This is a genomic window from Leifsonia sp. 115AMFTsu3.1, assembly GCF_004362795.1.
In the GTDB taxonomy this organism is placed as follows: domain Bacteria; phylum Actinomycetota; class Actinomycetes; order Actinomycetales; family Microbacteriaceae; genus Leifsonia.
The window spans coordinates 1,139,724-1,161,482 of record NZ_SNYB01000001.1 but is presented as its reverse complement, the minus strand read 5'-3'; the positions used below and the strand labels follow the sequence as shown (position 1 = coordinate 1,161,482).

The following is a 21,759-nucleotide window of genomic DNA, read 5'->3' as shown; positions in this document are numbered from 1 at the left end:
GCTGAGATGCCCGGAGCCGATTCCCCGCCCATCCTGATCGTCACCGTCACGCACAACACCGGCGAGGTGCTGCGCGCTTTCCTGCGGTCAGCACGGACCGCGACATCTGCGCCCACCGAGATCGTCGTCGTGGACAACGCCTCGGCCGACACGACCGTCGAGCGGGAAGCGTGCGCCGAGTTCGGCGCGGAGTTCCTCGCGCTGGACGAGAACCTGGGCTACGGCGGCGGTATCGAGGAGGGCGTCCGGCACGGATCGCCCGACGCCGAGTTCCTGGTCATCGCCAATCCCGACGTGGAGTTCTCCCGCGGATCGGTGGACGAGCTGGTGCGCGTGCTGCGTGAGCGGCCTGCCGCCGGCTCCGCGGGGCCGCGTATCCTGAATGTCGACGGCACCGTATACCCGTCCGCCCGCAGCCTCCCCTCGCTCCGCACGGGCATCGGGCACGCGATCTTCGGCCGCATCTGGCCGGGCAATCCGTGGACGAGACGCTACCGCGGGGTCGACTACGAGAGCGACGCCGTCCGTCCGGTCGGCTGGCTGTCCGGCGCCTGCCTCGTCGTGCGTCGTGACGCCTACGAGCAGATCGGCGGCTTCGACACGTCGTACTTCATGTACTTCGAGGACGTCGATCTCGGCGCCCGCCTCAGCAAGGCCGCCTGGGCCAACCTCTACGCGCCGACAGCGAGCGTCGTGCACACCGGAGCCCACTCGACGAGCACCGCCTCCCGACGCATGGAGGCCGTCCACCACGAGAGTGCGTACCGCTACCTGTCGCGCAAATACACCGGTTGGTACCTGCTGCCTGTCCGTGTGGTCCTGTGGGTCGGCCTCCGTGTGCGGCAGTGGTGGGTCACACGATGAGAGAAGGATCCGACTGATGCCCGAAACCCGTACGCACATCCTCGTGGTCACCCCGGACACCATCGGGGAGAGAATGGCCGGCCCGGCGATCCGTGCCTGGCACATCTCGGAAGCGCTGACCGAGGTGGGCGAGGTCCGGCTGGCGTCCACGGTCGGTGCGACCGTGACCGCGCCAGGGTTCTCTATCATTCACGCCGGTGGCGAGGCGCTCAAGCCTCATGCAGAGTGGGCTGACGTTATCATCTTCCAGGGGCACATCCTCCGGACCCACCCGTGGATGAAGGCAATGGACCGATTGCTCGTGGCAGACATCTACGATCCCGTCCATCTCGAATGGCTGGAACAGGGCCGCGACCTCCCAGAAGCCGATTACTACGCATCGACGATCGACGCCGTCGAGGTCATGAACGACCAGATCGAGCGCGCCGACTTCATGGTGTGCGCCTCGGAGAAGCAGCGCGACTTCTGGCTCGGCCAGCTCGCGGCCATGACGCGGGTGAACCCGGCAACGTACGCGGCCGACCCCACCCTCCGGAACCTGCTTGATGTCGCTCCGTTCGGTATTCAGGACGCCCCTCCCTTGCAGAAGGCCCACGGCATCCGCGGTGTCGTCGACGGCATCGGAGCGGACGACAAGGTCATCCTGTGGGGCGGCGGCGTCTACAACTGGTTCGACCCGCTCACACTGATCTCGGCGGTCGGCCGGCTCGCGAAGGAGCATCCCGAAGTCCGGCTGTTCTTCCTCGGGGTGAAGCACCCCAACCCGGACGTGCCGCAGATGGAGATGGAGCGCGCAGCGCGCCGCCTCTCGGACGAGCTGGGCCTGACCGATTCCGTGGTCTTCTTCAACGAGACCTGGGTGCCCTACGACCAGCGGGCGGACTTCCTGCTCGATGCGGACCTCGGCGTGAGCACCCACCTCGAGCACATCGAGACGGCCTACAGCTTCCGCACCCGGGTGCTCGACTACTGGTGGGCGGGCCTGCCTGTCGTCGCCACCGACGGGGACACCTTCGCGCCGCTCGTCCGCGAAAACGGGCTGGGGCGCATCGTGCCGCCGCAGGACGTGGAGTCGCTGGAGGCAGCGCTCGGCGAACTCCTGTTCGATGACGCCGAGCGTGAGCGGATCCGCGAGAACGTACAGGCGTTCGCCGGTCGGATGCACTGGTCGACCACCCTGGAACCGCTGGTTCGCTACGTGCGGGCGCCGTACCCGGCTGCGGATCGCGTCCGGGGGGTCATCTCCCAGCGCAACCAGATCACCGCCGACCTGCGCAAGCGAGTCGCAGGCATGGAGGCCAGCTCGTCCTGGCGGATCACCGCTCCCCTGCGGGCCGGTGCCGAATGGGTCGGCCGTCTTCGGCGTCGCGCCTGAGGCGGCCTGCGCCGAAGGCCGGGAAGGACGGCCTCAGGCCTCCGCGGCGAGCAGCGCCATGATGTACGTGCCGTAGCCGCTCTTCACGAGCGGCTTGGCCAGCTCGGCGAGCTGCTCGTCGTCGATCCACCCGGCACGCCAGGCGATCTCCTCGATGCAGCCGACCTTGAAACCCTGGCGGTCCTCGATCACGCGCACGTATTCGGACGCCTGCATCATCGACTCGAATGTGCCGGTGTCGAGCCACGCCGTGCCGCGGTCGAGCACCTGCACCTGCAGCTTCGAGGCGTTGAGGTAGCGCTCGTTGACGGTCGAGATCTCCAGCTCGCCACGTGCGCTCGGGGTGATCGTCTTGGCGATTTCGACCACCGAGTTGTCGTAGAAGTAGAGGCCGGGGACCGCGTAGTTGCTCTTCGGCGAGGTCGGCTTCTCCTCGATGGAGAGCGCGGTGAAGCTGTCGTCGAACTCGACGACTCCGTACGCCCTCGGGTTACTCACGTGGTACGCGAAGATCAGCGCGCCGTCGATGTCGTTGTGGTTGCGCAGCGACGAGCCGAGGCCCGCGCCGTGGAAGATGTTGTCGCCGAGCACCAGCGCGACGGACTCGTCGCCGATGAACTCCTCGCCGATGATGAAGGCCTGCGCAAGGCCGTCCGGCGACGGCTGGACCGCGTACTCGAGCCGGATGCCGAGCGACGACCCGTCGCCGAGCAGCGCCTGGAACTGCTCGTTGTACTCCGGCGTCGTGATGATGAGGATCTCGCGGATGCCCGCCATCATCAGCGTCGACAGCGGGTAGTAGATCATCGGCTTGTCGTAGATCGGCATCAGCTGCTTCGAGATGCCCTTGGTGATCGGCCAGAGCCGCGTGCCGGATCCGCCGGCGAGGATGATTCCGCGCATGGGTTACTTGCCTCCCTGGTTCGCTGCCTGGTCGAGTGACGCGTAGAAGGCGCGTGCGGCCTCCCACGTGGGGAGGAGTCCCGCCTCGGCGGCCTCGTGCAGGCCGGGGGCGTCGGTGTCCTTCGGGGAGAGCAGGGGCTCGCCCGCCTCGTCCGGGAAGCGCAGCGCGATGTCCGCGTCGAGGGGGTTGATTCCGTGCTCGCGGGTCGGGTTGTACGTGTCGGTGACGAGGTAGCTGACGGTCGCGCCCTCGGTGAGGGCGACGAAGCAGTGCCCGAGGCCCTCGGCCACGTAGACCGCGCGGCGGTCGACGTCGTCGAGCAGGACACTGTCCCACTTGCCGAACGTCGGCGACCCGACGCGGATGTCGATGATGAAGTCGAGCACCGCGCCCTTGGGGGCGGTGACATACTTCGCCTGGCTCGGCGGGATGTCCGCGAAGTGGATGCCGCGCACGGAACCGCGCTTGGAGACCGAGCTGTTGGCCTGGCGCAGGTTCAGGGGGTGCCCGACCGCCTCCTCCAGCCGATCGAAGCGGTACCACTCGAAGAAGACGCCGCGGTCGTCCGCATGCTGCTGCGGCGTCACTTCGTAGGCGTCAGGGATGGAGAGCTCGCGGATTTGCACCCGAGGAGTCTAGCAAGGGCCTCCTGAGCACCCGCGCCGTCTCGCGGGCGGCCTCGATCAGGACGTCCGCGCGGGCACCGAACGAGTGGTGCTGCCGGATGCTCTCGACGATACCGACCATCGCCTCCCGGTCGGGCCAGCCGGCGTCCGAGCCGATCAGCCCGCGCAGCTCGTCCACCGAGGTGTAGGCGCGCGCGGCACCCCCGAAGATCTCGAGACCGTCGATCGGATCGGTCACGACGCGCGCCCCGCTGGCGACCGCGTCGAACAAGCGGTTCGAGAGGAATCCCTCCGCCGCCATGTCGTGCCAGTGGTCGTTGAGTACGATCCGCGCGCTGGCGTAGGCGGCGGAGGCGCGGTCGTTGTCCAGGAACTCGGCGCGGATGTACGACGGGTCGATGAACCGCTCCCAGCCGTCGCCGTACACCGCCAGGTCGGCGCCGGCTTCGACGGCATCGCGGACGACGGGGCGGAATACGTTCCGCGTCTTCCCGACGAAGAGCACATCGGACGCCAGAGCAGGGTCCGAGGGCTCCGGCCCGAAACGGGTAGGCGAGGTGGCCTGCAGCAGGGGTCGGACGGGAACCGCCGACAGCGCATCCATCCGCTCCGCCCAGCGCGGCCCGGCGGCGAAGACCAGGTCGTAGCTCTCGATCTCGTCGAGCGTCACGAGCTCGGGGTGGCTGATGACCCAGAGGATGTTGACGGCCGCCGGATTGGTCGGCAGGCGGTAGAGCCCTCGCAGCGCGATCGACACGTCGTCGAGGTGGTCGGAGTCCGGCCGCACCATCGACTCCCGGGTGTCGATGACGACCTGCTGCCCGCGCTCGCGCAGGGCCGCGGCGAGGTCCTCCGCGAAGTAGGTGTCTCCCCAGACGCGCCCTTCCGGACCGAGCGGCGCGCCGCTGCGGATCGACCAGCGGAGCGCACGGGATGCGTCGGCCGGCCCCTGCTCGGCTTCACGCACCAGGATCGGCCGGGCGCGGCGCGCCACATCGTCGAAGTCGTTGCGCACGATACGGCGCCGCAGGTCGGGCACCGGATCGCCCGCCAGCCCGACGAGGGCGAGGCCGGCATGGCCGTAGACCGCCGACGGCGTCGGCTCGACCAGGCTCTCGCTCGGCACCCCGCTCCAGGCCGTACGGCTGGAGGGCGATGCGGCCAGCCTGCGGCTGTCGGCGTCGGCGATCTCGGCGCGGGCGCGCAGGGCGACGACGGCGCCGCTCCCGACGCTGGCCCGGGCGAGCGCGACGTCGGCCGGGGCTCCGGGCGCGAACCCGTCGAACACGGCGAGGTCGACGAGGACCGCCGGAGAGACGACCACCCGCGCGGGCAGGGATTCGCCCGCGGGCAGGTCGGCGGGGAGGTGCCCCTCGAACAGTCGGAGCGGCGGGGCGCCGCGTGAGGCGAAGACCGCTCCGGCGTCGACGACGGTCCCCGACTCCCGTACGATCACGGGCTGGACGAACGCGGCGCCGGTCGAGACCGCAACGCGCAGCACCTCGGCGGCCGCGTCGTCGCCCAGCCGGACGGCGGGGTCGAGAAGGAGCGCGTGGCGCGTGGAGACCGTGGAGAGCAGGCGGTTGGCCTCCGACGCCCACGAGTCGCCGGATCCCCGGCTCGGGTCGACGGTCACGGTGGTCGACCCGGCGGTGCGATCGTCGGCACCGGCCGCGGGCCGGTACGGGACGGACTCGCTCGCGGGCACCGGTGCCTCGACCTCGACGGCCTGAGCGCTCCGCCCGAGGCGGTCGCCGAGCGCCGCGGCGACGGCGTCGACGACCTCGGCGAAGGGACGGCCGAGTGCTGCGGGCGCCGCCCACTCCCCCGGTTCCTCGGCGAGCGCCTGCCGGGCGGCGGTCACGAGCGCCTCCCCGAGCACGTCCGGTCGCGCCTCGACCGCACGGAGCCGCTCGTGGAGGCCGCCGCGCGCGCCGTCCACGTCGTTGGTGACGGACACGGCCCCCGAGATCGCCAGGTCGAACGGCGGGTGGCTCGGGTGCGGGCTGGCCTGCAGGCTCAGGCCGACATCCACCTCCGAGAGCAGGGCGAAGTAGTCGTCGCGCGTCAGCACGCCGCGGTTGACCAGCACGGCGCCGTCGAGGTCGACATCGGGGCCGTCCTCACCGGCCATGACGAACGACGCGGGGATGCCCTCGGCGGCCAGCCGACGGGAGGCGTACCGCAGGGCCGCGAGTCCGAGCCCGTACATGTTGCGCGGGCGCGCGGTGCGGCCGTAGAAGAAGATGCGCACGGTGTCCGCCCGGCGACGCGCCTCGGCCGTCTCCCGCAGGGCGTCGAGGTCGAAGGAGGGCGCGAACACGAAGTCCGGATCCACCTCGGGCGCTCCGCTGCGGGCGAGGTAGGCGGCGACCGGCGTCGAGTTCACCACGGGAGCGAACCCGGCCCGGTAGGTCGACTCGGCCACCGCGGAGTCCGTCGACCAGCCCACGAACCCCGGCTCGTAGTCCTGGATGAGGTACACGACGTCGGACGCGGCGATCCGGCCCGTGCGCGCGGCGACATCCAGGGCGTGCGCTGTCCACCAGTGCGTCGCGACCCAGAGGTCGGACCGCGAGAACGTCGCGGAGTCGATCTCGTCGCCCGACACGATGGCGGCGTCGCCGATCCCGAACGCATCGAGGCGCGCGCGGATCGCGTCAGCCTGGTCCGTCGCTTTGAGCAGCACGATCCGGACCGGCAGGCCGAGACGCCGGCCGAGGGCCGCGGCGAACTCGAGCGCCGTCTTCACCCCGGCGAAGATGCCGTCGGGATGCAGCTCGGGCAGCACGAGGTCGAGCGCGGCGTCGGCGTCGGCGATGGTGCAGTGCAGGAACGACTCCGAGAACGGCGTCAGCCCGCGATACGGCGACGACGGGCGCGCGGGAGCGGCCGGAGTCTCCTCGACGACGACGGCCGGCACCGGCGCGTCCGGAGCGCCCCGCTGCGCGTCGTACGCGGCGGCCGCGGCCCGCAGCGCCTGCCGCTTCGCGGGGTCGCGCAGGAAGTCGCGCGAGAGCGCGAGCATGTCCATCAGGTCGACGCGGCGGGTCATCGGTCTCCAAGTCGTCGTGGGGTGCGCTGCAGAGTCTCAGGTGGCCCGGGAACACTTTCGCTAGGATTGCTCGCGACCATCGTAGGAGAAGGCACCCAACATCCCCATGAAGATTCTCGTCACCGGCGGCGCCGGTTTCATCGGCTCCAACTTCGTCCGTCGCACCCTGCAGGATGCCTACCCGGGCCTGGAGGGCGCCGAGGTGGTCGTGCTCGACGCGCTCACGTACTCCGGCAACCTCGCCAACCTGGCGCCGGTGGCCGACTCGCCCCGCTACACCTTCGTGAAGGGCGACATCCGCGACGGCGGCCTGCTCGACGAGCTGTTCCCCACGGTGGATGCGGTGGTCCACTTCGCGGCGGAGTCGCACGTCGACCGCTCGGTGCGCGACGCCTCCATCTTCGTCGAGACCAACGTGCTCGGCACCCAGCAGCTGCTCGACGCGGCGCTGCGCAACAACCTGAAGCGCTTCGTGCACGTCTCGACCGACGAGGTCTACGGCTCGATCGCCGAAGGCTCGTGGGCGGAGGACCGCCCGCTCGAGCCCAACTCGCCGTACTCGGCGTCGAAGGCCGGAAGCGACCTGCTCGCCCGCAGCTACTTCCGCACGCACGGGCTCAACCTCTCGATCACGCGCTGCTCGAACAACTACGGGCCGTACCACTTCCCCGAGAAGGTCATCCCGCTGTTCGTCACGAACCTGATCGACGACAAGCACGTCCCGCTCTACGGCGAGGGCAACAACATCCGCGACTGGCTGCACGTCGACGACCACACCCGCGGCATCGCGATGGTGCTCGTGAACGGCCGCGCGGGCGAGATCTACAACATCGGCGGCGGCACCGAGCTCACCAACAAGGAGCTCACCCAGCTGCTGCTCGACGCCACCGGCAAGGACTGGTCATACGTCGACCGCGTCGCCGACCGGCTCGGCCATGACCTCCGCTACTCGGTCGACATCTCCAAGATCCAGTCCGAGCTCGGCTACGAGCCGCTGGTGCCGTTCCAGCAGGGTCTCGCCGACGTGGTGCAGTGGTACCGCGACAACCGCGCGTGGTGGGAGCCGCTGAAGGCCCGCGCCGCGCTCGACAACTGATGCGCATCCTCATCGCCGGCGCGGCCGGGATGCTCGGCCAGGACCTGCAGAAGGCTCTGGCCGGTCGTGACGTCACGGCACTGTCCCGTGCCGACCTCGACGTCACCGACCGCGACGCCGTGCTGGCGGCCGCCGCCGGCCACGACGTGATCGTCAACGCCTCCGCCTACACCAAGGTGGACGACGCCGAGACGCACGAGGACGACGCCTACGCCATCAACGCGCTGGGCACCGAGAACCTGGCGGTCGCCGCCGAACGCAACGGCGCACGGTTCGTCACGGTCTCGACCGACTACGTCTTCGACGGCCACGCGACGGAGCCGTACGCCGAGGACACACCGCGCGACCCGATCAACGCCTACGGCCGCACGAAGGCCGCGGGCGAGGAGCTTGCACTCGCGGCGCATCCCGACGGCACGTTCGTCGTGCGCACCGCCTGGCTCTACGGGGCCGGCGGCCCGAACTTCGCCAAGACGATGGTGAAGCTCGCGGGCAGCCACGAGACCGTCAGCGTGGTGGACGACCAGCTCGGCCAGCCGACGTGGACCGGCGACCTCGCCGCGCAGATCGTCGCGCTCCTCGACAGCGACGCCCCGGCGGGGGTGTACCACGGCACGAACTCGGGCCAGACGAGCTGGTACGGGTTCGCCCGTGCGGTCTTCGCGCAGGCCGGACTCGACCCGGAGCGCGTGAAGCCCACGGACAGCACGACCTTCGTCCGGCCGGCTCCGCGCCCCTCGTACTCGGTGCTCGGCCACGACGGCTGGGTCCGCGCCGGCCTCGCTCCCCTGCGTCCGTGGGAGGACGCCCTCGCCGCGGCGACGGCGGAAGGCCTCTTCGCGGAATGACCACTCTCCGTGTGATCGTCGACGAGCTCGTCGGAGACGAGCCCGGCGGCGCGCGCCGGTACACGGAGGAGCTGACCCGTCAGCTGATCGCCACAGCGCCGCGCGACTGCGTCGTCGAGGCCGTCATCTCGAACGTGAGCGACGAGCAGGTGCAGGCGGTCCGCGACCGCCTGCCGGGCGTCGCGGCGGTCACGCGCCTGCCTCTCGCCCGGCGGGAGCTGGCCCTGGCCTGGCAGTCGGGCCTCTCGGTGGGCGGCCCGCCCGGGATGCTGCACGCTCCGACCCTCCTCGCGCCGCTGCGGAAGCACGTGCAGCTGGATACCCCGCAGCAGATCGCGGTCACCATCCACGACACCCTGGCGTGGACGCATCCCGAATCGCTCGGCTCCGCCGCGACGATCTGGACGAAGACGATGGCGAAACGAGCCAGGAAGCACGCGGACGCGATCGTCGTTCCGACCCACGCCGTCGCCGACCGGCTCGGTGACTTCCTCGACTTCGGCGATCGCGTTCGCGTCATCGGCGGGGCTCCCGCGACCGCTCTGCGCCTGCCGCCGGACGCCGATGAGCGCGCGGAGCGCCTCGGCCTCCCCGAGCGCTACGCGTTCACGCTGGGGACGGTGGAGCCGCGCAAGGGGATCGCTCCTCTCATCCGCGCCATCGCCCGACCCGAGGCACAGGGCATCCCCCTCCTGATCGCCGGCCGCGACCGCGTCGGCGAGCGCTCCGCGACCGGGGTCGCCGCAGCGGCCGGGCTTCCGGAGGACCGCGTGCGCGCGCTCGGCCGTCTCGACGACGGAGACCTTGCCGTCGCCCTCGACCGCGCCACCCTCTTCGTGTACCCGAGCATCGCCGAAGGGTTCGGCCTCCCGATCGTCGAGGCGTTCAAGTTCGGTCTGCCCGTCATCCACTCGGACGACGCCGCCCTCGTCGAGGTCGCCGCGGGTGCGAGTGTCGTCGTCGAGCGTCCGGCACCGGGTGAGGACGACGAGCCCTACGCCGAGCGTCTCGCGGCCGCCATCGGCCGTGTGCTCTCAGACGCCGAGCTGAGCGCCAGACTGCGGGTGCTCGCCTCCGACCGCGCGCGGGCGTTCAGCTGGCGCGACTCCGCCGAGCGGGTCTGGCAGCTTCACGCCGACCTCTGACCCGCCTCCTGCGGAGTGCGCTCGTCGGCCTTCGCGCCCGACGCACGCTCTTCCTCCTCGTCGCGACCGAACCAGGTGCGGTACCGGTCGGACGCCCACTTCCCGGCCGCCTTCGACCAGCCGTGGCTGCGCTTCTCGATCAGCCAGGTGAAACCGACGGCCACGAGGACCGCGACCGGGATGCCGAACAGCAGCGGGACGTACCAGGGCTCGTCCGCGAAGAGGTAGGTGCTGAAGATCAGGATCGGCACGTGGACCAGGTACAGGCTGAACGAGATGGTCCCGGTGAACTGCACGGGGCGCGTGTCGAGCACGGCGCGGAGCGGCTTCCAGCCGAGCGCTGCCACCACGAGCCCGGCCGCGGCGAGCGGCACCAGGCCCTTCAGCACCGGCTCGAGTTCGGGGATCTCGCCGACGTTCGGCCCGACCAGCCACGGAGCGATCAGGAGCAGCAGACTGGCCACGGTGAGCCCGGCCCACAGCGGGTGTCGGTACCAGTGCGTGTTGATGCGGTCGGCGACGTTGCGCACCGCCTCGAGGCGGACCGCGATGACCGCGCCGACGAAGAACGCAGGGAGGTACTGCAGCGCACCGGAGTCGGCGTGCACGCCCAAGTAGGTGAGGGCGCACGCGGCGGCCAGGCCGCCCATCCACCACTTCCGCACGGCGAGGGCCGCCACCGCGAAGATCGGCAGGGCGAGCGAGAACAGCAGCTCCCAGCGAAGCGACCAGAGCGGGTTGTTGATCTGCCCGTCGCCGCCGAGGAGGTCCCACGCCTTGACGATGTACTCCCAGCTGAAGTTCGGGGTGGAGGAGCTGCTCAGCCAGGTGCCCTTCGGCTGGGTGGACACCTGCGGGATGGCCATCACCCAGACGGCCGCCAGTACGACGGACGCCATGACCGGCACCAGAAGCCGGACGGCGCGGCGCGGGAAGTAGGCGATCCAGTCGAAGCCGCGGTGACGGATCACGGGAAGCGTGACCACCAGCCCGGAGAGCACGAAGAAGACGATGACCGACTCGACACCGGCGGTCGCGAGCTTCAGCGGCGTGTAGCTGATCCACCACATCGCGGAGCCCGTCGGCGCGGATCCGGTGCCGGGCGCGCCCGGGAAGTCCGGGTTCGTGTACACGGCGTGGTGGAGCAGGACGACCACCGCGGCGATGCCGCGCAGACCGTCCAGCGCGGCCAAACGGCCGCCCGTCGTCTGTTTCGTCTTCTCTGCCACCGTTACACCTGTACCCGTCATAGGCGGGCGACGGTACCCATGCGCCCTGGGCAGTTCCTGTGACCCGTTCAGGGGTCAGCTGGGTGCGTGAGAGCGGTCATCCGCGTGGCGGCGCCGTCATGCGCGGGGCGGCACCTAGCATGTTCGCTATGCCTGCATCCACGTCACCGCTGGTCTCCGTCGTCATGGGATCGGACTCCGACTGGACGGTCATGCAGGAGGCTTCGCGCCTTCTCACCGAGTTCGGCGTCGCGCACGAGGTCGAGGTCGTCTCGGCCCACCGGACGCCGGAGAAGATGATCGCGTTCGGCAAGGAGGCCGCCGGGCGTGGCGTCCGGGTGATCATCGCCGGGGCGGGCGGCGCAGCTCACCTCCCGGGCATGCTGGCCGCGGTCACGACCCTCCCCGTCGTCGGCGTCCCGGTGCCGCTCGCCCGTCTCGACGGGCTCGACTCCCTGCTCTCGATCGTCCAGATGCCCGCCGGGGTGCCGGTCGCCACCGTCTCCATCGGCGGCGCGCGCAACGCCGGACTCCTCGCCGTCAAGATCCTGGCCACCTCCGACGACGCCCTCGCCGAGGCTCTCGCGCGCTTCGCCGCCGACCTCGAGGCGAGCGTCGAGCAGAAGAACCGGGCCCTGCAAGCCCAGCTGTGAGAACCGCCCGATGACGATCGCCACGCCGCTGCGCCACCCCGACGCCTCCTCGTCCCAGACGATGACGAAGCGGGGCTGGTGGCTGGTCACCATGAACATCCTGCTGCCCGGCTCCGCCCAGGTCGTCGCTGGAAACCGTGTCCTCGGCCGGGTCGGCGTGCTCGCCACCCTGCTGCTCTGGCTGCTCGGCATCGTGACGCTGGTCGTCTACCTGGTCTCGCCGTCGTCGATCTACACGCTGTTCACGCAGGCGGGCAGCCTGACCCTCGTCCAGACACTGCTGATCGTCTACACGGTGCTCTGGGTCGTGCTCACCCTGGACACTCTCCGTCTCGTGCGCCTCATCCGCACCGCACCGAACGCCCGCGGCTGGATCGCCGCGTTCTCGGTGCTCGTCCTCGTCGGCCTCGCCTGCACCGCCGGCTACGCGTCGGTCGTCGCCGGTTCCGCCCGGGGTGCGCTCGGCGACATCTTCTCGGCAGGGCCGTCACAGCCTCCCGTCGACGGCCGCTACAACATCATGCTGCTCGGTGGCGACGCCGGTCCCGACCGCGACGGCCTGCGCCCGGACAGTATGTCCATCGTGAGCATCGACGCGAACACGGGTCAGGCCGTCACCATCGGCCTGCCACGCGACCTCGACCCCGTGCCGTTCCCGGCCTCGTCCCCCCTGCACGCCGAGTATCCGGACGGCTACGGCTACAACGACCGCTGCGACGTGGACGTCTGCCAGCTCAACTCCATCTACACCGAGGTGGAGCTGTACAAGCCGGACCTGTACCCGAACGCGAAGAAGAACAAGAGCGAGCCGGGCATCGAGGCCATGCGCGACGCCCTCGAAGGCGCGACCGGCCTGAAGATCCAGTACTACGTCCTGATCGACATGCAGGGCTTCGCCGACCTGATCGACGCCCTCGGCGGCGTCGACGTCACCGTCACGGACCGCGTGCCGATCGGCGGCGACGAGAACCTCAACGGGGTCGCCGAGTGGATCGAGCCGGGCAAGCGCCACCTCGACGGCTACCACGCCCAGTGGTATGCCCGCGCTCGCCACGGCTCCAGCGACTACGACCGCATGGCCCGCCAGCGGCAGCTGCAGGACGCCATCCTGAAGCAGGTCAACCCGGTCAACGTCGTATCGAAGTTCCAGGGCATCGCGACCGCCGGTGCGCAGGTCATGAAGACCGACATCCCGCAGTCGATGCTCGGCTACTTCGTCGACCTGGGCATGAAGACGCGCAAGCTGCCCGTGCAACAGCTGGAGCTGGTGCCGCCGACGATCGACCCGACCGAGCCGGACTATGCGCAGATCCAGGAGCTGGTGCGCCAGGCGGTGAACCCCGCGACGGCGAAGCCGAAGGGGAGCTGACCGGCGGCCCGCCGCCCTCGGCTCAGCCCTGCTCGGCCTGCTCAGCCCTCGAAGAACGCTGCGGCCGCGCGGGCCCGGTACACGACGTCCTCGATGTCCTCACCGCCAACGACGGTCACGTGACCGACCTTGCGGCCGGGCCGCGGCTCCTTGCCGTAGCCGTGGAACTTGGCCTCGGGATGCGCGGCGAGCGCGGCCGGGTAGCGGTCCTGGAGGCTGCCCTCCGACGGGCCGCCGAGGATGTTCACCATGACCGACCAGTCGGCGCGCGGCTCCGTCGACCCGAGCGGAAGGTCGAGGACGGCCCGCAGGTGCTGCTCGAACTGACTGGTGACGGCGCCCTCGATCGACCAGTGGCCGCTGTTGTGCGGCCGCATCGCCAGCTCGTTGATCAGCACGCGCCCGTCCGTCGTCTCGAACAGCTCGACGGCGAGGACCCCGGTGACGCCGAGTCCGTCCGCCACGCGGCGGGCGATGTCGGCGGCGGCCTCCGCCACCCGGCCGGCTGCGCCGGGGGCCGGCGCGAGCACCTCGGCACAGACGCCGTCGCGCTGCACGGTCTCGACGACCGGCCACGCCGCGATCTCCCCCGACGGACGGCGCGCGACGAGCTGTGCGAGCTCCCTCCGGAACGGCACGAGCTCCTCGACCAGAAGCGCCCCGCCGCGGCCGTCCTCGGCGAGCGCCAGGAACCAATCGTCAGCCCCGCTCGCGTCGGACACCACGCGGACGCCCTTGCCGTCGTAGCCGCCCCGCGCCGTCTTGACGACGGCCCGGCCGCCGTGATCGGCGAGGAAGGCGCCCAGCTCGTCCGCGGACTCCACCGCGGCCCAGTCCGGCACCGGCAGCCCCAGCTCGCTGAGCTTGGCCCGCATCTGCAGCTTGTCCTGCGCGTACAGGAGCGCGTCAGGTCCCGGGTGCACGGGGATGCCGCGGGACACCAGCTCGCGGAGGATCGCCTGCGGCACGTGCTCGTGGTCGAAGGTGATCACATCCACCGTCTCGGCGAACGCGAGCACGGTGTCGAGGTCGCGGTAGTCGCCGACGCCCGACGCGGCGATGTCGGCGCTCATGCCCTCCGCCTCCTCGAGCACGCGGATGTCGACCCCGAGCTCGATGGCCGGGGGGATCATCATCCGTGCCAGCTGACCTCCGCCGATCACTCCGACGATGTGACTAGCCATGGACCATCCGCTCCTCTGATACTTTTCATGCTGGCCGGGAAGACTCACAGGAACGCGAAACCTGGTCCGCGTACTGTGACGAACGTACTGACCATCTTCCCGCATCTCAGGCAGGGGCATGACGACCGAGACCAGCACACCGGCGCGACGCGCACGGCTCCTCCCGCAACTGATCAAGTTCGGCGCGGTCGGAGCCGTCGGCTTCGTGGTCAATCTGCTCGTGTTCAACGTGCTGATGCTCTTCGTGCTGGTGAACGTGCCGCACAAGACGCTCTTCTCGACGGCGATCGCGACACTGGTCGCCATCGGCACGAACTGGATCGGCAATCGCTACTGGGCGTTCTCCGGCAACCGCAACGAGAACGCCACGCGTGAGGGCATCGAGTTCTTCATCGTCAGCCTGGCGGGCATGGCCATCCCGCTCCTCTGCGTCTGGGTGTCGCACTACCTTCTCGGCTACCAGAGCCTGCTCGCCGACAACATCTCCAACAACGTGGTCGGTCTCGCGCTCGGCACGGTCTTCCGGTTCGCGTTCTACCGCTGGTGGGTGTTCTCGCCCGACCGCGCGATCGCTCGCTCCGGCCGTCGTGGCGCCGTCTCGGACAGCCGGCACGTGCCCGCCCGCGGCCGCGAGAAGGCGCCGATCACCGGCTCGACCCTAGCGAGCGCCCCAGACCGTGGTCTCGTCGGAGACTGACTGCGCCTGCTGACGCCGCACGGCCACGACGGTCTGCGAGTGGTCCATCAGCTCGGACAACGCGCGCTGCACCTGGTCGGCCTTCGGCACATCCTTCAGGACGACGGGATGGTCGAGACCCGAGTTGATCAGCACATCGCCGGACCGGAACATACTCTGCAGCCAGGTCCGCCGCACGCTCACGTCGTAGCCGCGGCTGTGCAGCAGCTCCTGGCGCACGCGCACGAAGAATCCGTGCCGGATGATCAGACGGCGGTTGGTGATCGTGTAGCGGCGGCTCAGCCACGCCGCCAGCGGCAGGAGGAAGAGCAGGAGCACGACGGCGGCCGCGGCGGACCACAGCAGGACGATCTCCCAGACCTCACCGTCCCGGCCCGCGAGGTACCCGACCGCGCCGGCGGTCGCGATCAGCACGAGGCTCGGGAAGAACAGCCGGCGGGCGTTCGAACGCAGCCGGGCCACCACGCGCTCGGGCGGCTGGGCGGGTATCCCGTCCGGGCTGCTGCTCATGCTCCATTAATACCGCAGGTGCGTCACGTCGCCCGCCGCCACTGCGGTGCGGCCCGCATCCGACTCCACGATCAGCCTCCCGCTCTCGTCGATGCCGACGGCGGTGCCGAGGAGGTCGTCGCCCGACGGCAGCTGCACGCGGACCGGCCGGCCGATGGTGTGGCAGGCCTCGGCGACCTCATCGCGCAGCGCGCTGCGGAGCGGATCGCCGTCGGCGGCCAGGAACTCGCGGTACAGCGTCGTCAACTGGATGAGGTAGGCCGAGAGCACGGCATCCGCGTCCACATCGTGCGCGCCGGCGAGTGCCAGCGAGGTCGAGGTCTCGGTCGGGAGCTCGTCGCGGGTCTGCGTGAGGTTGACTCCCGCGCCGATCACCAGCCCCGACATCCCGGGCAGCAGCTCGGCGAGGATGCCGCACACCTTGTCGCCCTCGATGAGGACGTCGTTGGGCCACTTGACCTGCACGCCGCCAGGGACGAACCGGCCGAGCGCGCGGCTCATCGCCAGGCCGCCGAGCAGCGGGAACCAGCCGAACGACTCCGGCGGCAGGCCGACCGGCTTGAGCAGAACGGAGATCGCCAGCGCTCTCCCGGGCGGCGTCACCCACACCCGGCCGAGCCGGCCGCGACCGCCGGTCTGGTTGCCCGTGATCACCACCGCGAGGTCCGGGAGGTCGCCCGCCCGGGCACTCAGGACGTCGTTGGTGGAACCCGCCTCGGGGAGCACCTCGAGCACGGGGACGATGGTTCGGCTGCGTCGGAAGTCCACGGGGTCAGTCTCTCGCACTGGGCCAGTCTGCCAGCGCAGGCCGGTGGATTTGTAGGGTTTCGTCAACGGCACGGCCATTCGGCTGGCCGGTAGAGTGAACGACGTGACCGACACCGAACCTCGTCAGACCGATCAGCTCCCCGACCTGACCACCACCGCCGGCAAGCTCGCCGACCTGAAGGAACGGTTCCACGAGGCCGTCACCGCGAGCGGTCAGGCGGCCATCGAGAAGCAGCACGCCAAGGGCAAGCTGACCGCGCGTGAGCGCATCGACCTCCTGCTCGACCAGGGCTCCTTCGTGGAGTTCGACGAGTTCGTCCGCCACCGCACCCACGCCTTCGGCATGGAGGCCAAGCGCCCGTACGGCGACGCGGTCGTCACCGGCGTCGGCACCATCCACGGCCGCAATGTCGCGGTGTTCAGCCAGGACTTCACCATCTTCGGCGGCTCTCTCGGGGAGGTGGCCGGCGAGAAGATCATCAAGGTCATGGACCACGCGCTCAAGACGGGCGTTCCGATGATCGGCATCCTCGACTCCGGCGGCGCCCGCATCCAGGAGGGCGTCGTCGCCCTCGGCAAGTACGGCGAGATCTTCCGCCGCAACACCGCGGCCTCGGGCGTCATCCCGCAGATCTCCATCGTGATGGGCCCGGCAGCCGGCGGCGCCGTGTACTCCCCCGCCCTCACCGACTTCGTCATCATGGTCGACAAGTCCAGCCACATGTTCGTCACCGGCCCGGATGTCATCAAGACGGTCACCGGCGAGGACGTCGGCTTCGAGGAGCTCGGCGGCGCGCTGACCCACAACAAGGTCTCCGGCGTCGCCCACTACCTCGCCAGCGACGAGGAGGACGCGCTCGACTACGCGCGGACCCTGCTCAGCTACCTGCCCCAGAACAACCTCGCCGAGCTGCCGACCTTCCAGGCCGAGCCGGAGCTCGAGATCACCGACGCCGATCGCCGGCTGAACACGATCATCCCGGACTCCCCCAACCAGCCCTATGACGTGAAGACGATCATCGAGGGCGTGGTCGACGACGGCGAGTTCCTCGAGATCCAGCCGCTGTTCGCCCCCAACATCGTCATCGGGTTCGCCCGCGTCGAGGGCCGGTCGGTGGGCATCGTCGCGAACCAGCCGAGCGCGATGGCGGGCACATTGAACATCGACGCCGGCGAGAAGGCCTCCCGGTTCGTCCGCTTCTGCGACGCCTTCAGCATCCCGATCCTCACCCTGGTGGATGTGCCCGGCTACCTTCCCGGCACCGACCAGGAGTGGACGGGCGTGATCCGGCGCGGGGCGAAGCTGCTGTACGCCTACGCCGAGGCGACCGTGCCGCTCGTGACCATCATCACCCGCAAGGCGTACGGCGGTGCGTACATCGTCATGGGCTCCAAGCAGCTCGGCGCCGACATGAACCTCGCGTGGCCCACCGCCGAGATCGCAGTGATGGGCGGCCAGGGTGCCGTGAACATCCTCTACCGCGGCGAGATCAAGCGCGCGGAAGAGGCCGGCGAGGATGTGGCGGCCGTCCGCACGAAGCTCGCCAACGAGTACACCTACAACGTCGCGAGCCCGTTCCTCGCGGCCGAGCGCGGCGAACTCGACGGCGTGATCGAGCCCGCGGCGACGCGCGTGTCGGTCATCAAGGCGCTGCGCGCGCTCCGCACCAAGCGGGCCACGCTGCCCCCGAAGAAGCACGGGAACATCCCGCTGTGACCGGCCAGGAGGCCCAGAGCGGTGCGCCGCTCGATCCGTCGCAGCTGCGGTTCCTCACCCGCGGCGTGACCGCGGAGGAGATCGCGGCCGTCACCGCCGTCCTGACCGCCGCTGCCGCCGAGCAGGCGGCCGCCGGTCGGGAGGCCAGGGCCGAGCAGGGCCCGGATGCCTGGGCACGCACGCAGCGGAACCTGCGCGGCGAGCTCCGGCCCGGAGCGGGTGCCTGGCGGTCGTTCTCGGGCTGAGATGTACCCCGATCCGGGCGTCCCCCGAGTAAGGGACACGCGGATTCATCGGCATGTCCCGCGAACGGGGGTCGTGATATGTCCCCCAGGTGTCCTCCAAAATGACGACTATGTATTTTCTGGGAGCGCAGCCACTATAGATATTGCTAGGTGTCTCTCCTCGTGAGTCACACCGCCAATCACTCGCCGACTAGGGTAAGCGGGCGAGTGCTTTGGGGGCGAGTCAGGGCGATATTCGGGTTGTCGCCCTGACTCGGGGTTTGAAAAGGGGCCGACAATTCGGGTGTCGGCCCCTTTCTCCTCGTTAAGGGCCGTTCTCCCCGTCACGGGCAGGGACGACCGAACTCGGGCGAGGTTCAGCCGACCGGCCGGGGGATCTCCAACCAGAGGTCGACCTCGTCGTCCTCCGACTCCGCGCCGAGGGCATTCGCCGCGCCATCGTCCGACATGCGCAGGCCCACGACGGTCACCGCGGTCTTCGACGACCGGGGTACGGTCCGGATGATCAGCTTGTCCGTCGTCGTCCCGCGGATGGCGTCGGCCAGCCGCCGGAGCACGGTCTCGAGCCCGCGCTGGTCGATGTCGTCGATGCCGCCCTCGTCCAGCAGGCTGACGACGACGCCACGGCGGCGCGCATCCATCACCTCGCGCCGGACGTCATCATTGAGCAGGCGGCGGCCGCGGATCTCGTCGCGGATCGCGCCCTCCAGATACCGGCACTCACGTCGCTCCGCCTCGGTGAGGTCTCCCCCGCGGCGGACGATCTCGGCGAGCATCGGAGCGGCGACCCGGTAGGTCTGGCGGAGCCGCAGCTGGCGCTCCATGACGTGCGCCTCCTGGGCGGCCTGCCACTCCGTCGCCTCGCGCTCGGCACGGGCGAACTGGAGGGCATCGCGGCCGGCTTTCGCGAGCGAGCCGGAGATCACGACGGCGACACCGACCCACACGACCGAGCCGATGACGCCGAGCCCGGCGAGCGCGCCGAGACCGGCCCAGACGACCGTCTGCACGGCCAGGAAGGCGACGCCGGCCCATGCGACGATCTGCTGCCGGCGGACCGCGCAGATGGTCATCAGCGTGCCGACGGCGGCGACGTACCAGGTGGCGTATCCGTTGTCCTTGGACGGATCCAGCTGGCTCGTGACGAGGATCGGGATGACGACGCAGACGGCGAGGTCGAAGGCGGCGAGCCAGAGCGGCATCTTGGTCGGGCTGGTGGGCCACAGGCTCATCACCGTCGCGACACCGTACAAGACCATCGCGACGACGATCGGGCCTGCCGTGCGCGGCATCCACAGCGACGACAGCGCGAGGAAGAGGTGATAGGCGGAGAAAAGAGCGCCGAGGATGAGGAAGAGGACGCGATTGAGGGTGATCACTCCGCCGCCTCCGTCTCTCGCGCCTCGCCCGGCGCGAAAGGACCCTGCTGATCGAAGCGGGCCGCCCCGGGCGCCTGGGCGCCGACGGGCTGCGGTTCGGCGGACGGCCAGAGGATCGTGACGGTCGTGCCCTCGCCCGGTTCGGAGCGGATGTCCGCGCGACCGCCGACCTTGGCGAGACGGTCGCGGATGCTGATGCGCAGGCCGAGCCGCTCCGCCGGCACTTCCGCCTCGGTGAACCCGCGTCCGTCGTCGCCGACGATGATCTCGACCGTGGCCGCCGGTCCGCCGCCGCGGATCGACAGGCCGCGGTGCACCTCCGGGCCGCCCGCGTGCTGCATGCTGTTCACCATCGCCTGGACCGCGGCCGAGTAGACCGCCTCGGCGACGTTCACAGGCAGCATGTGCACCTCGACGTCGCGCACCTCGACCTCGAACGGCGATGAGAACGCGTTGGCGGAGGTCACGAGGCGCTCTGCGAGCTGGTTGAGGCCGACCAGGGACTGGTCCTCAGGCGTGGATGCCTCGGCTGCGTGCAGGTGCCCGATCGCGTCGGCGGCCATCGCCGCCGCGAGCTCCTTCTGCTCCGGTGTCCTCGCGGAAGCGGCCGAGAGCAGGGTCGTGAGCACGCTGTCGTGCACGATGGCGTCGACCTGCACGCGCTCGACCTCAGTCGCGTGCTGGCGGACCGCGGTGGCGTACCGGGCGAGCGCCTGGCTCTGGGCCGCATCCACCGCGCTCGACGCCTGGCGCATCATCGCGATGATCGCGAGGATGACACCGCCGAGGATGATGGCGTAGATCGCGTCGAGCGCACCCAACTCGAATCCGACGCCGCCGCCGGCCGGAAGCGCCCGGACGACGCCGTAGGCGATGGGCGCGATGAACGTGTAGGCGATCGCGAGCCAGAGCGGGTAGGCGACAGCCGCGAAGGCCGTGAAGACGGAACACAGGAACCACACCCACGGCTTGTCGGAGCTGAACGCACTCGGGTCGCGGACGAGCAGCGGCCAGGTGACGATCGCCGCGAGGTACAGAACCGACAGGACGCCCATCGCGATCTTCACCCCGCGCTGAACGACCGCAAGGATCACGGTGAGGGCGAGGCCGCCGAAGATCCCGATCATCCAGACGGCGCCCCACGGCTCGCGGAGCGCGCTGAGCTGGCCGAGTGCCGTCGGGAGGGTCTGCAGACCGAAGACGAGCCCGAAGGCGGACACCGTGCGGTCGGCGATGCGCTCGATCCGCGCCCGGCTGAGGGGGTTGCGGGGCTTGGCCGGTTCGAGCGGCGCCCCGGGGCGAACCCCGCTAGGAGCGCTCATTGCCTGTCTCGGGGTCGAGCCCGGGAAGGATGCCGTCCTCCACGGCGCGTCGGAGGAGGTCCACCTTCGTCGGCGCCGGCCGCCCGACTTCCACGTATTTGACGCGGATGCGGTCGAGGTACTCGCGGGCGGTGGAGTTCGCGATGCCCAGCTGGGCGGCGACCGCCTTCAGAGGGAGGCCGGAGGCGTACAGGTGCAGGACGTCGCGTTCGCGTCGCCCGAGCTGCGCTTTGGCGAAGTCACTGTCGGCGTCGATCGCCGTCGCCCATTCGAGGTTGTTGAGGACGTCGCCTCGGGCCACCGTCGCGATGGCGCTGATGACCGTCGTCGTGGGTGACGACTTCGGGATGACGCCTGCAGCTCCGGCGGCGAGCGCCTCGCGGACGCTGGCCACGCGATCGGCGATGCTGTGCACCAGCACTGCGGCCCCGGTCGCCTGGGCCCGCTTGACGTTGTCGGTCACCTTGGAGCCGTCGCCGAGCGACAGGTCGAGGACGACGACGTCGCACTCCTGGGAGCCGAGCTGGGCGACGAAGTCGTCCACCGTCGGAGCGGTCAGGACCACGTCATAGCCGGCGTCCTGGCAGGCCGCCTTCAGCCCGAGACGCACGGACTCGTGATCGTCGACGATTGCCACCCGCACCATGTTGACCATCGTAGGGGGTGAATGCATGCGGAGGGTCGTCCGGACGTCAGCGCGTCCGTGTGGGCGCGTGTCGGTCGTCGACTCGCGCCCGCGCGTCAGCCCGTCAACCCGTCAACCCGTCAGCCCA

Annotated in this window: 20 protein-coding genes; 10 read left to right on the top strand and 10 right to left on the bottom strand. The window is 70.2% G+C overall.

The features are described from left to right. Nucleotides 1–6: 6 nt before the first annotated feature. Nucleotides 7–864 carry a glycosyltransferase family 2 protein gene (locus AXZ95_RS05640; protein WP_018190042.1) on the top strand — a complete coding sequence of 286 codons (858 nt, stop codon included), beginning with the start codon at nt 7–9 and terminating at the stop codon, nt 862–864. A gap of 73 nt (nt 865–937) precedes the next feature. Next, nucleotides 938–2,239, top strand: a complete 1,302-nt coding sequence (locus AXZ95_RS05635; protein WP_231374356.1) for a glycosyltransferase family 4 protein — start codon at nt 938–940, stop codon at nt 2,237–2,239. A gap of 33 nt (nt 2,240–2,272) precedes the next feature. Here AXZ95_RS05635 and rfbA read toward each other — a convergent pair whose 3' ends face one another. Genes rfbA through AXZ95_RS05620 form a run of 3 tightly spaced genes read right to left on the bottom strand, consistent with a single transcriptional unit; the run spans nt 2,273 to nt 6,824 of the window. Then, the gene (rfbA, locus tag AXZ95_RS05630) at nt 2,273–3,142 is read right to left on the bottom strand and encodes a glucose-1-phosphate thymidylyltransferase RfbA (protein ID WP_018190040.1); all 870 of its coding nucleotides are present in this window, start codon (nt 3,140–3,142) and stop codon (nt 2,273–2,275) included. Between the two features lie 3 nt (nt 3,143–3,145). After that, nucleotides 3,146–3,769, bottom strand: a complete 624-nt coding sequence (locus AXZ95_RS05625; RefSeq protein WP_018190039.1) for a dTDP-4-dehydrorhamnose 3,5-epimerase family protein — start codon at nt 3,767–3,769, stop codon at nt 3,146–3,148. Beyond that, nucleotides 3,741–6,824, bottom strand: a complete 3,084-nt coding sequence (locus AXZ95_RS05620) for a hypothetical protein (protein WP_018190038.1) — start codon at nt 6,822–6,824, stop codon at nt 3,741–3,743. Before AXZ95_RS05620 ends, AXZ95_RS05625 begins: the two co-directional genes overlap by 29 nt. A 106-nt stretch (nt 6,825–6,930) precedes the next feature. Here AXZ95_RS05620 and rfbB point away from each other — a divergent pair, with 106 nt between their 5' ends. From rfbB to AXZ95_RS05605, 3 genes are read left to right on the top strand one after another with little or no spacing between them, the layout of a single operon-like run. After that, nucleotides 6,931–7,920, top strand: coding sequence for a dTDP-glucose 4,6-dehydratase (rfbB, locus tag AXZ95_RS05615; protein ID WP_018190037.1), 990 nt, complete (start codon nt 6,931–6,933; stop codon nt 7,918–7,920). After that, nucleotides 7,920–8,768 (top strand): dTDP-4-dehydrorhamnose reductase, encoded by an 849-nt coding sequence (gene rfbD / locus AXZ95_RS05610; RefSeq protein ID WP_018190036.1) that lies wholly within the window; start codon nt 7,920–7,922, stop codon nt 8,766–8,768. Before rfbB ends, rfbD begins: the two co-directional genes overlap by 1 nt. After that, nucleotides 8,765–9,913 carry a glycosyltransferase family 1 protein gene (locus tag AXZ95_RS05605; RefSeq protein ID WP_018190035.1) on the top strand — a complete coding sequence of 383 codons (1,149 nt, stop codon included), beginning with the start codon at nt 8,765–8,767 and terminating at the stop codon, nt 9,911–9,913. Before rfbD ends, AXZ95_RS05605 begins: the two co-directional genes overlap by 4 nt. Here AXZ95_RS05605 and AXZ95_RS05600 read toward each other — a convergent pair. Further along, nucleotides 9,898–11,142 (bottom strand): acyltransferase, encoded by a 1,245-nt coding sequence (locus AXZ95_RS05600; RefSeq protein ID WP_231374355.1) that lies wholly within the window; start codon nt 11,140–11,142, stop codon nt 9,898–9,900. The two genes, AXZ95_RS05605 and AXZ95_RS05600, sit on opposite strands and share 16 nt — an antisense overlap. A gap of 149 nt (nt 11,143–11,291) precedes the next feature. Here AXZ95_RS05600 and purE point away from each other — a divergent pair, with 149 nt between their 5' ends. Further along, entirely contained in the window at nt 11,292–11,795 is a 504-nt protein-coding gene (purE, locus tag AXZ95_RS05595; RefSeq protein ID WP_026307075.1) for a 5-(carboxyamino)imidazole ribonucleotide mutase, read from the top strand. Nucleotides 11,796–11,805: 10 nt separating this feature from the next. Next, the gene (locus AXZ95_RS05590) at nt 11,806–13,164 is read left to right on the top strand and encodes an LCP family protein (RefSeq protein ID WP_018190032.1); all 1,359 of its coding nucleotides are present in this window, start codon (nt 11,806–11,808) and stop codon (nt 13,162–13,164) included. 41 nt (nt 13,165–13,205) lie between these two features. Here AXZ95_RS05590 and AXZ95_RS05585 read toward each other — a convergent pair whose 3' ends face one another. Next, on the bottom strand, nt 13,206–14,348 hold the full coding sequence (locus AXZ95_RS05585; protein ID WP_026307074.1) for a 5-(carboxyamino)imidazole ribonucleotide synthase: 1,143 nt from the start codon (nt 14,346–14,348) through the stop codon (nt 13,206–13,208). A gap of 118 nt (nt 14,349–14,466) precedes the next feature. On the opposite strand from AXZ95_RS05585, the gene AXZ95_RS05580 reads away from it, so the two are divergent. Continuing rightward, nucleotides 14,467–15,045, top strand: coding sequence for a GtrA family protein (locus AXZ95_RS05580; protein WP_018190030.1), 579 nt, complete (start codon nt 14,467–14,469; stop codon nt 15,043–15,045). On the opposite strand, the gene AXZ95_RS05575 is transcribed toward AXZ95_RS05580, so the two are convergent. Continuing rightward, on the bottom strand, nt 15,007–15,555 hold the full coding sequence (locus AXZ95_RS05575) for a PH domain-containing protein (protein ID WP_231374354.1): 549 nt from the start codon (nt 15,553–15,555) through the stop codon (nt 15,007–15,009). The two genes, AXZ95_RS05580 and AXZ95_RS05575, sit on opposite strands and share 39 nt — an antisense overlap. Nucleotides 15,556–15,561: 6 nt before the next feature. Beyond that, nucleotides 15,562–16,323, bottom strand: a complete 762-nt coding sequence (locus AXZ95_RS05570; protein ID WP_018190028.1) for a biotin--[acetyl-CoA-carboxylase] ligase — start codon at nt 16,321–16,323, stop codon at nt 15,562–15,564. A gap of 94 nt (nt 16,324–16,417) precedes the next feature. Here AXZ95_RS05570 and AXZ95_RS05565 point away from each other — a divergent pair, with 94 nt between their 5' ends. Further along, entirely contained in the window at nt 16,418–18,040 is a 1,623-nt protein-coding gene (locus AXZ95_RS05565; RefSeq protein ID WP_018190027.1) for an acyl-CoA carboxylase subunit beta, read from the top strand. Further along, complete coding sequence (locus tag AXZ95_RS05560; RefSeq protein ID WP_018190026.1) at nt 18,037–18,285, top strand: acyl-CoA carboxylase epsilon subunit; 249 nt, start codon at nt 18,037–18,039, stop codon at nt 18,283–18,285. The genes AXZ95_RS05565 and AXZ95_RS05560 overlap by 4 nt, the downstream gene beginning before the upstream one ends. Before the next feature lie 356 nt (nt 18,286–18,641). Here the strand turns inward: AXZ95_RS05560 and AXZ95_RS05555 are convergent, their stop codons facing one another. Genes AXZ95_RS05555 through AXZ95_RS05545 form a run of 3 tightly spaced genes read right to left on the bottom strand, consistent with a single transcriptional unit; the run spans nt 18,642 to nt 21,632 of the window. Continuing rightward, the gene (locus AXZ95_RS05555) at nt 18,642–19,664 is read right to left on the bottom strand and encodes a hypothetical protein (protein WP_018190025.1); all 1,023 of its coding nucleotides are present in this window, start codon (nt 19,662–19,664) and stop codon (nt 18,642–18,644) included. Next, nucleotides 19,661–20,986 carry an ATP-binding protein gene (locus AXZ95_RS05550; protein ID WP_018190024.1) on the bottom strand — a complete coding sequence of 442 codons (1,326 nt, stop codon included), beginning with the start codon at nt 20,984–20,986 and terminating at the stop codon, nt 19,661–19,663. Before AXZ95_RS05550 ends, AXZ95_RS05555 begins: the two co-directional genes overlap by 4 nt. After that, nucleotides 20,973–21,632, bottom strand: coding sequence for a response regulator transcription factor (locus tag AXZ95_RS05545; protein ID WP_018190023.1), 660 nt, complete (start codon nt 21,630–21,632; stop codon nt 20,973–20,975). Before AXZ95_RS05545 ends, AXZ95_RS05550 begins: the two co-directional genes overlap by 14 nt. Nucleotides 21,633–21,759: the final 127 nt, after the last annotated feature.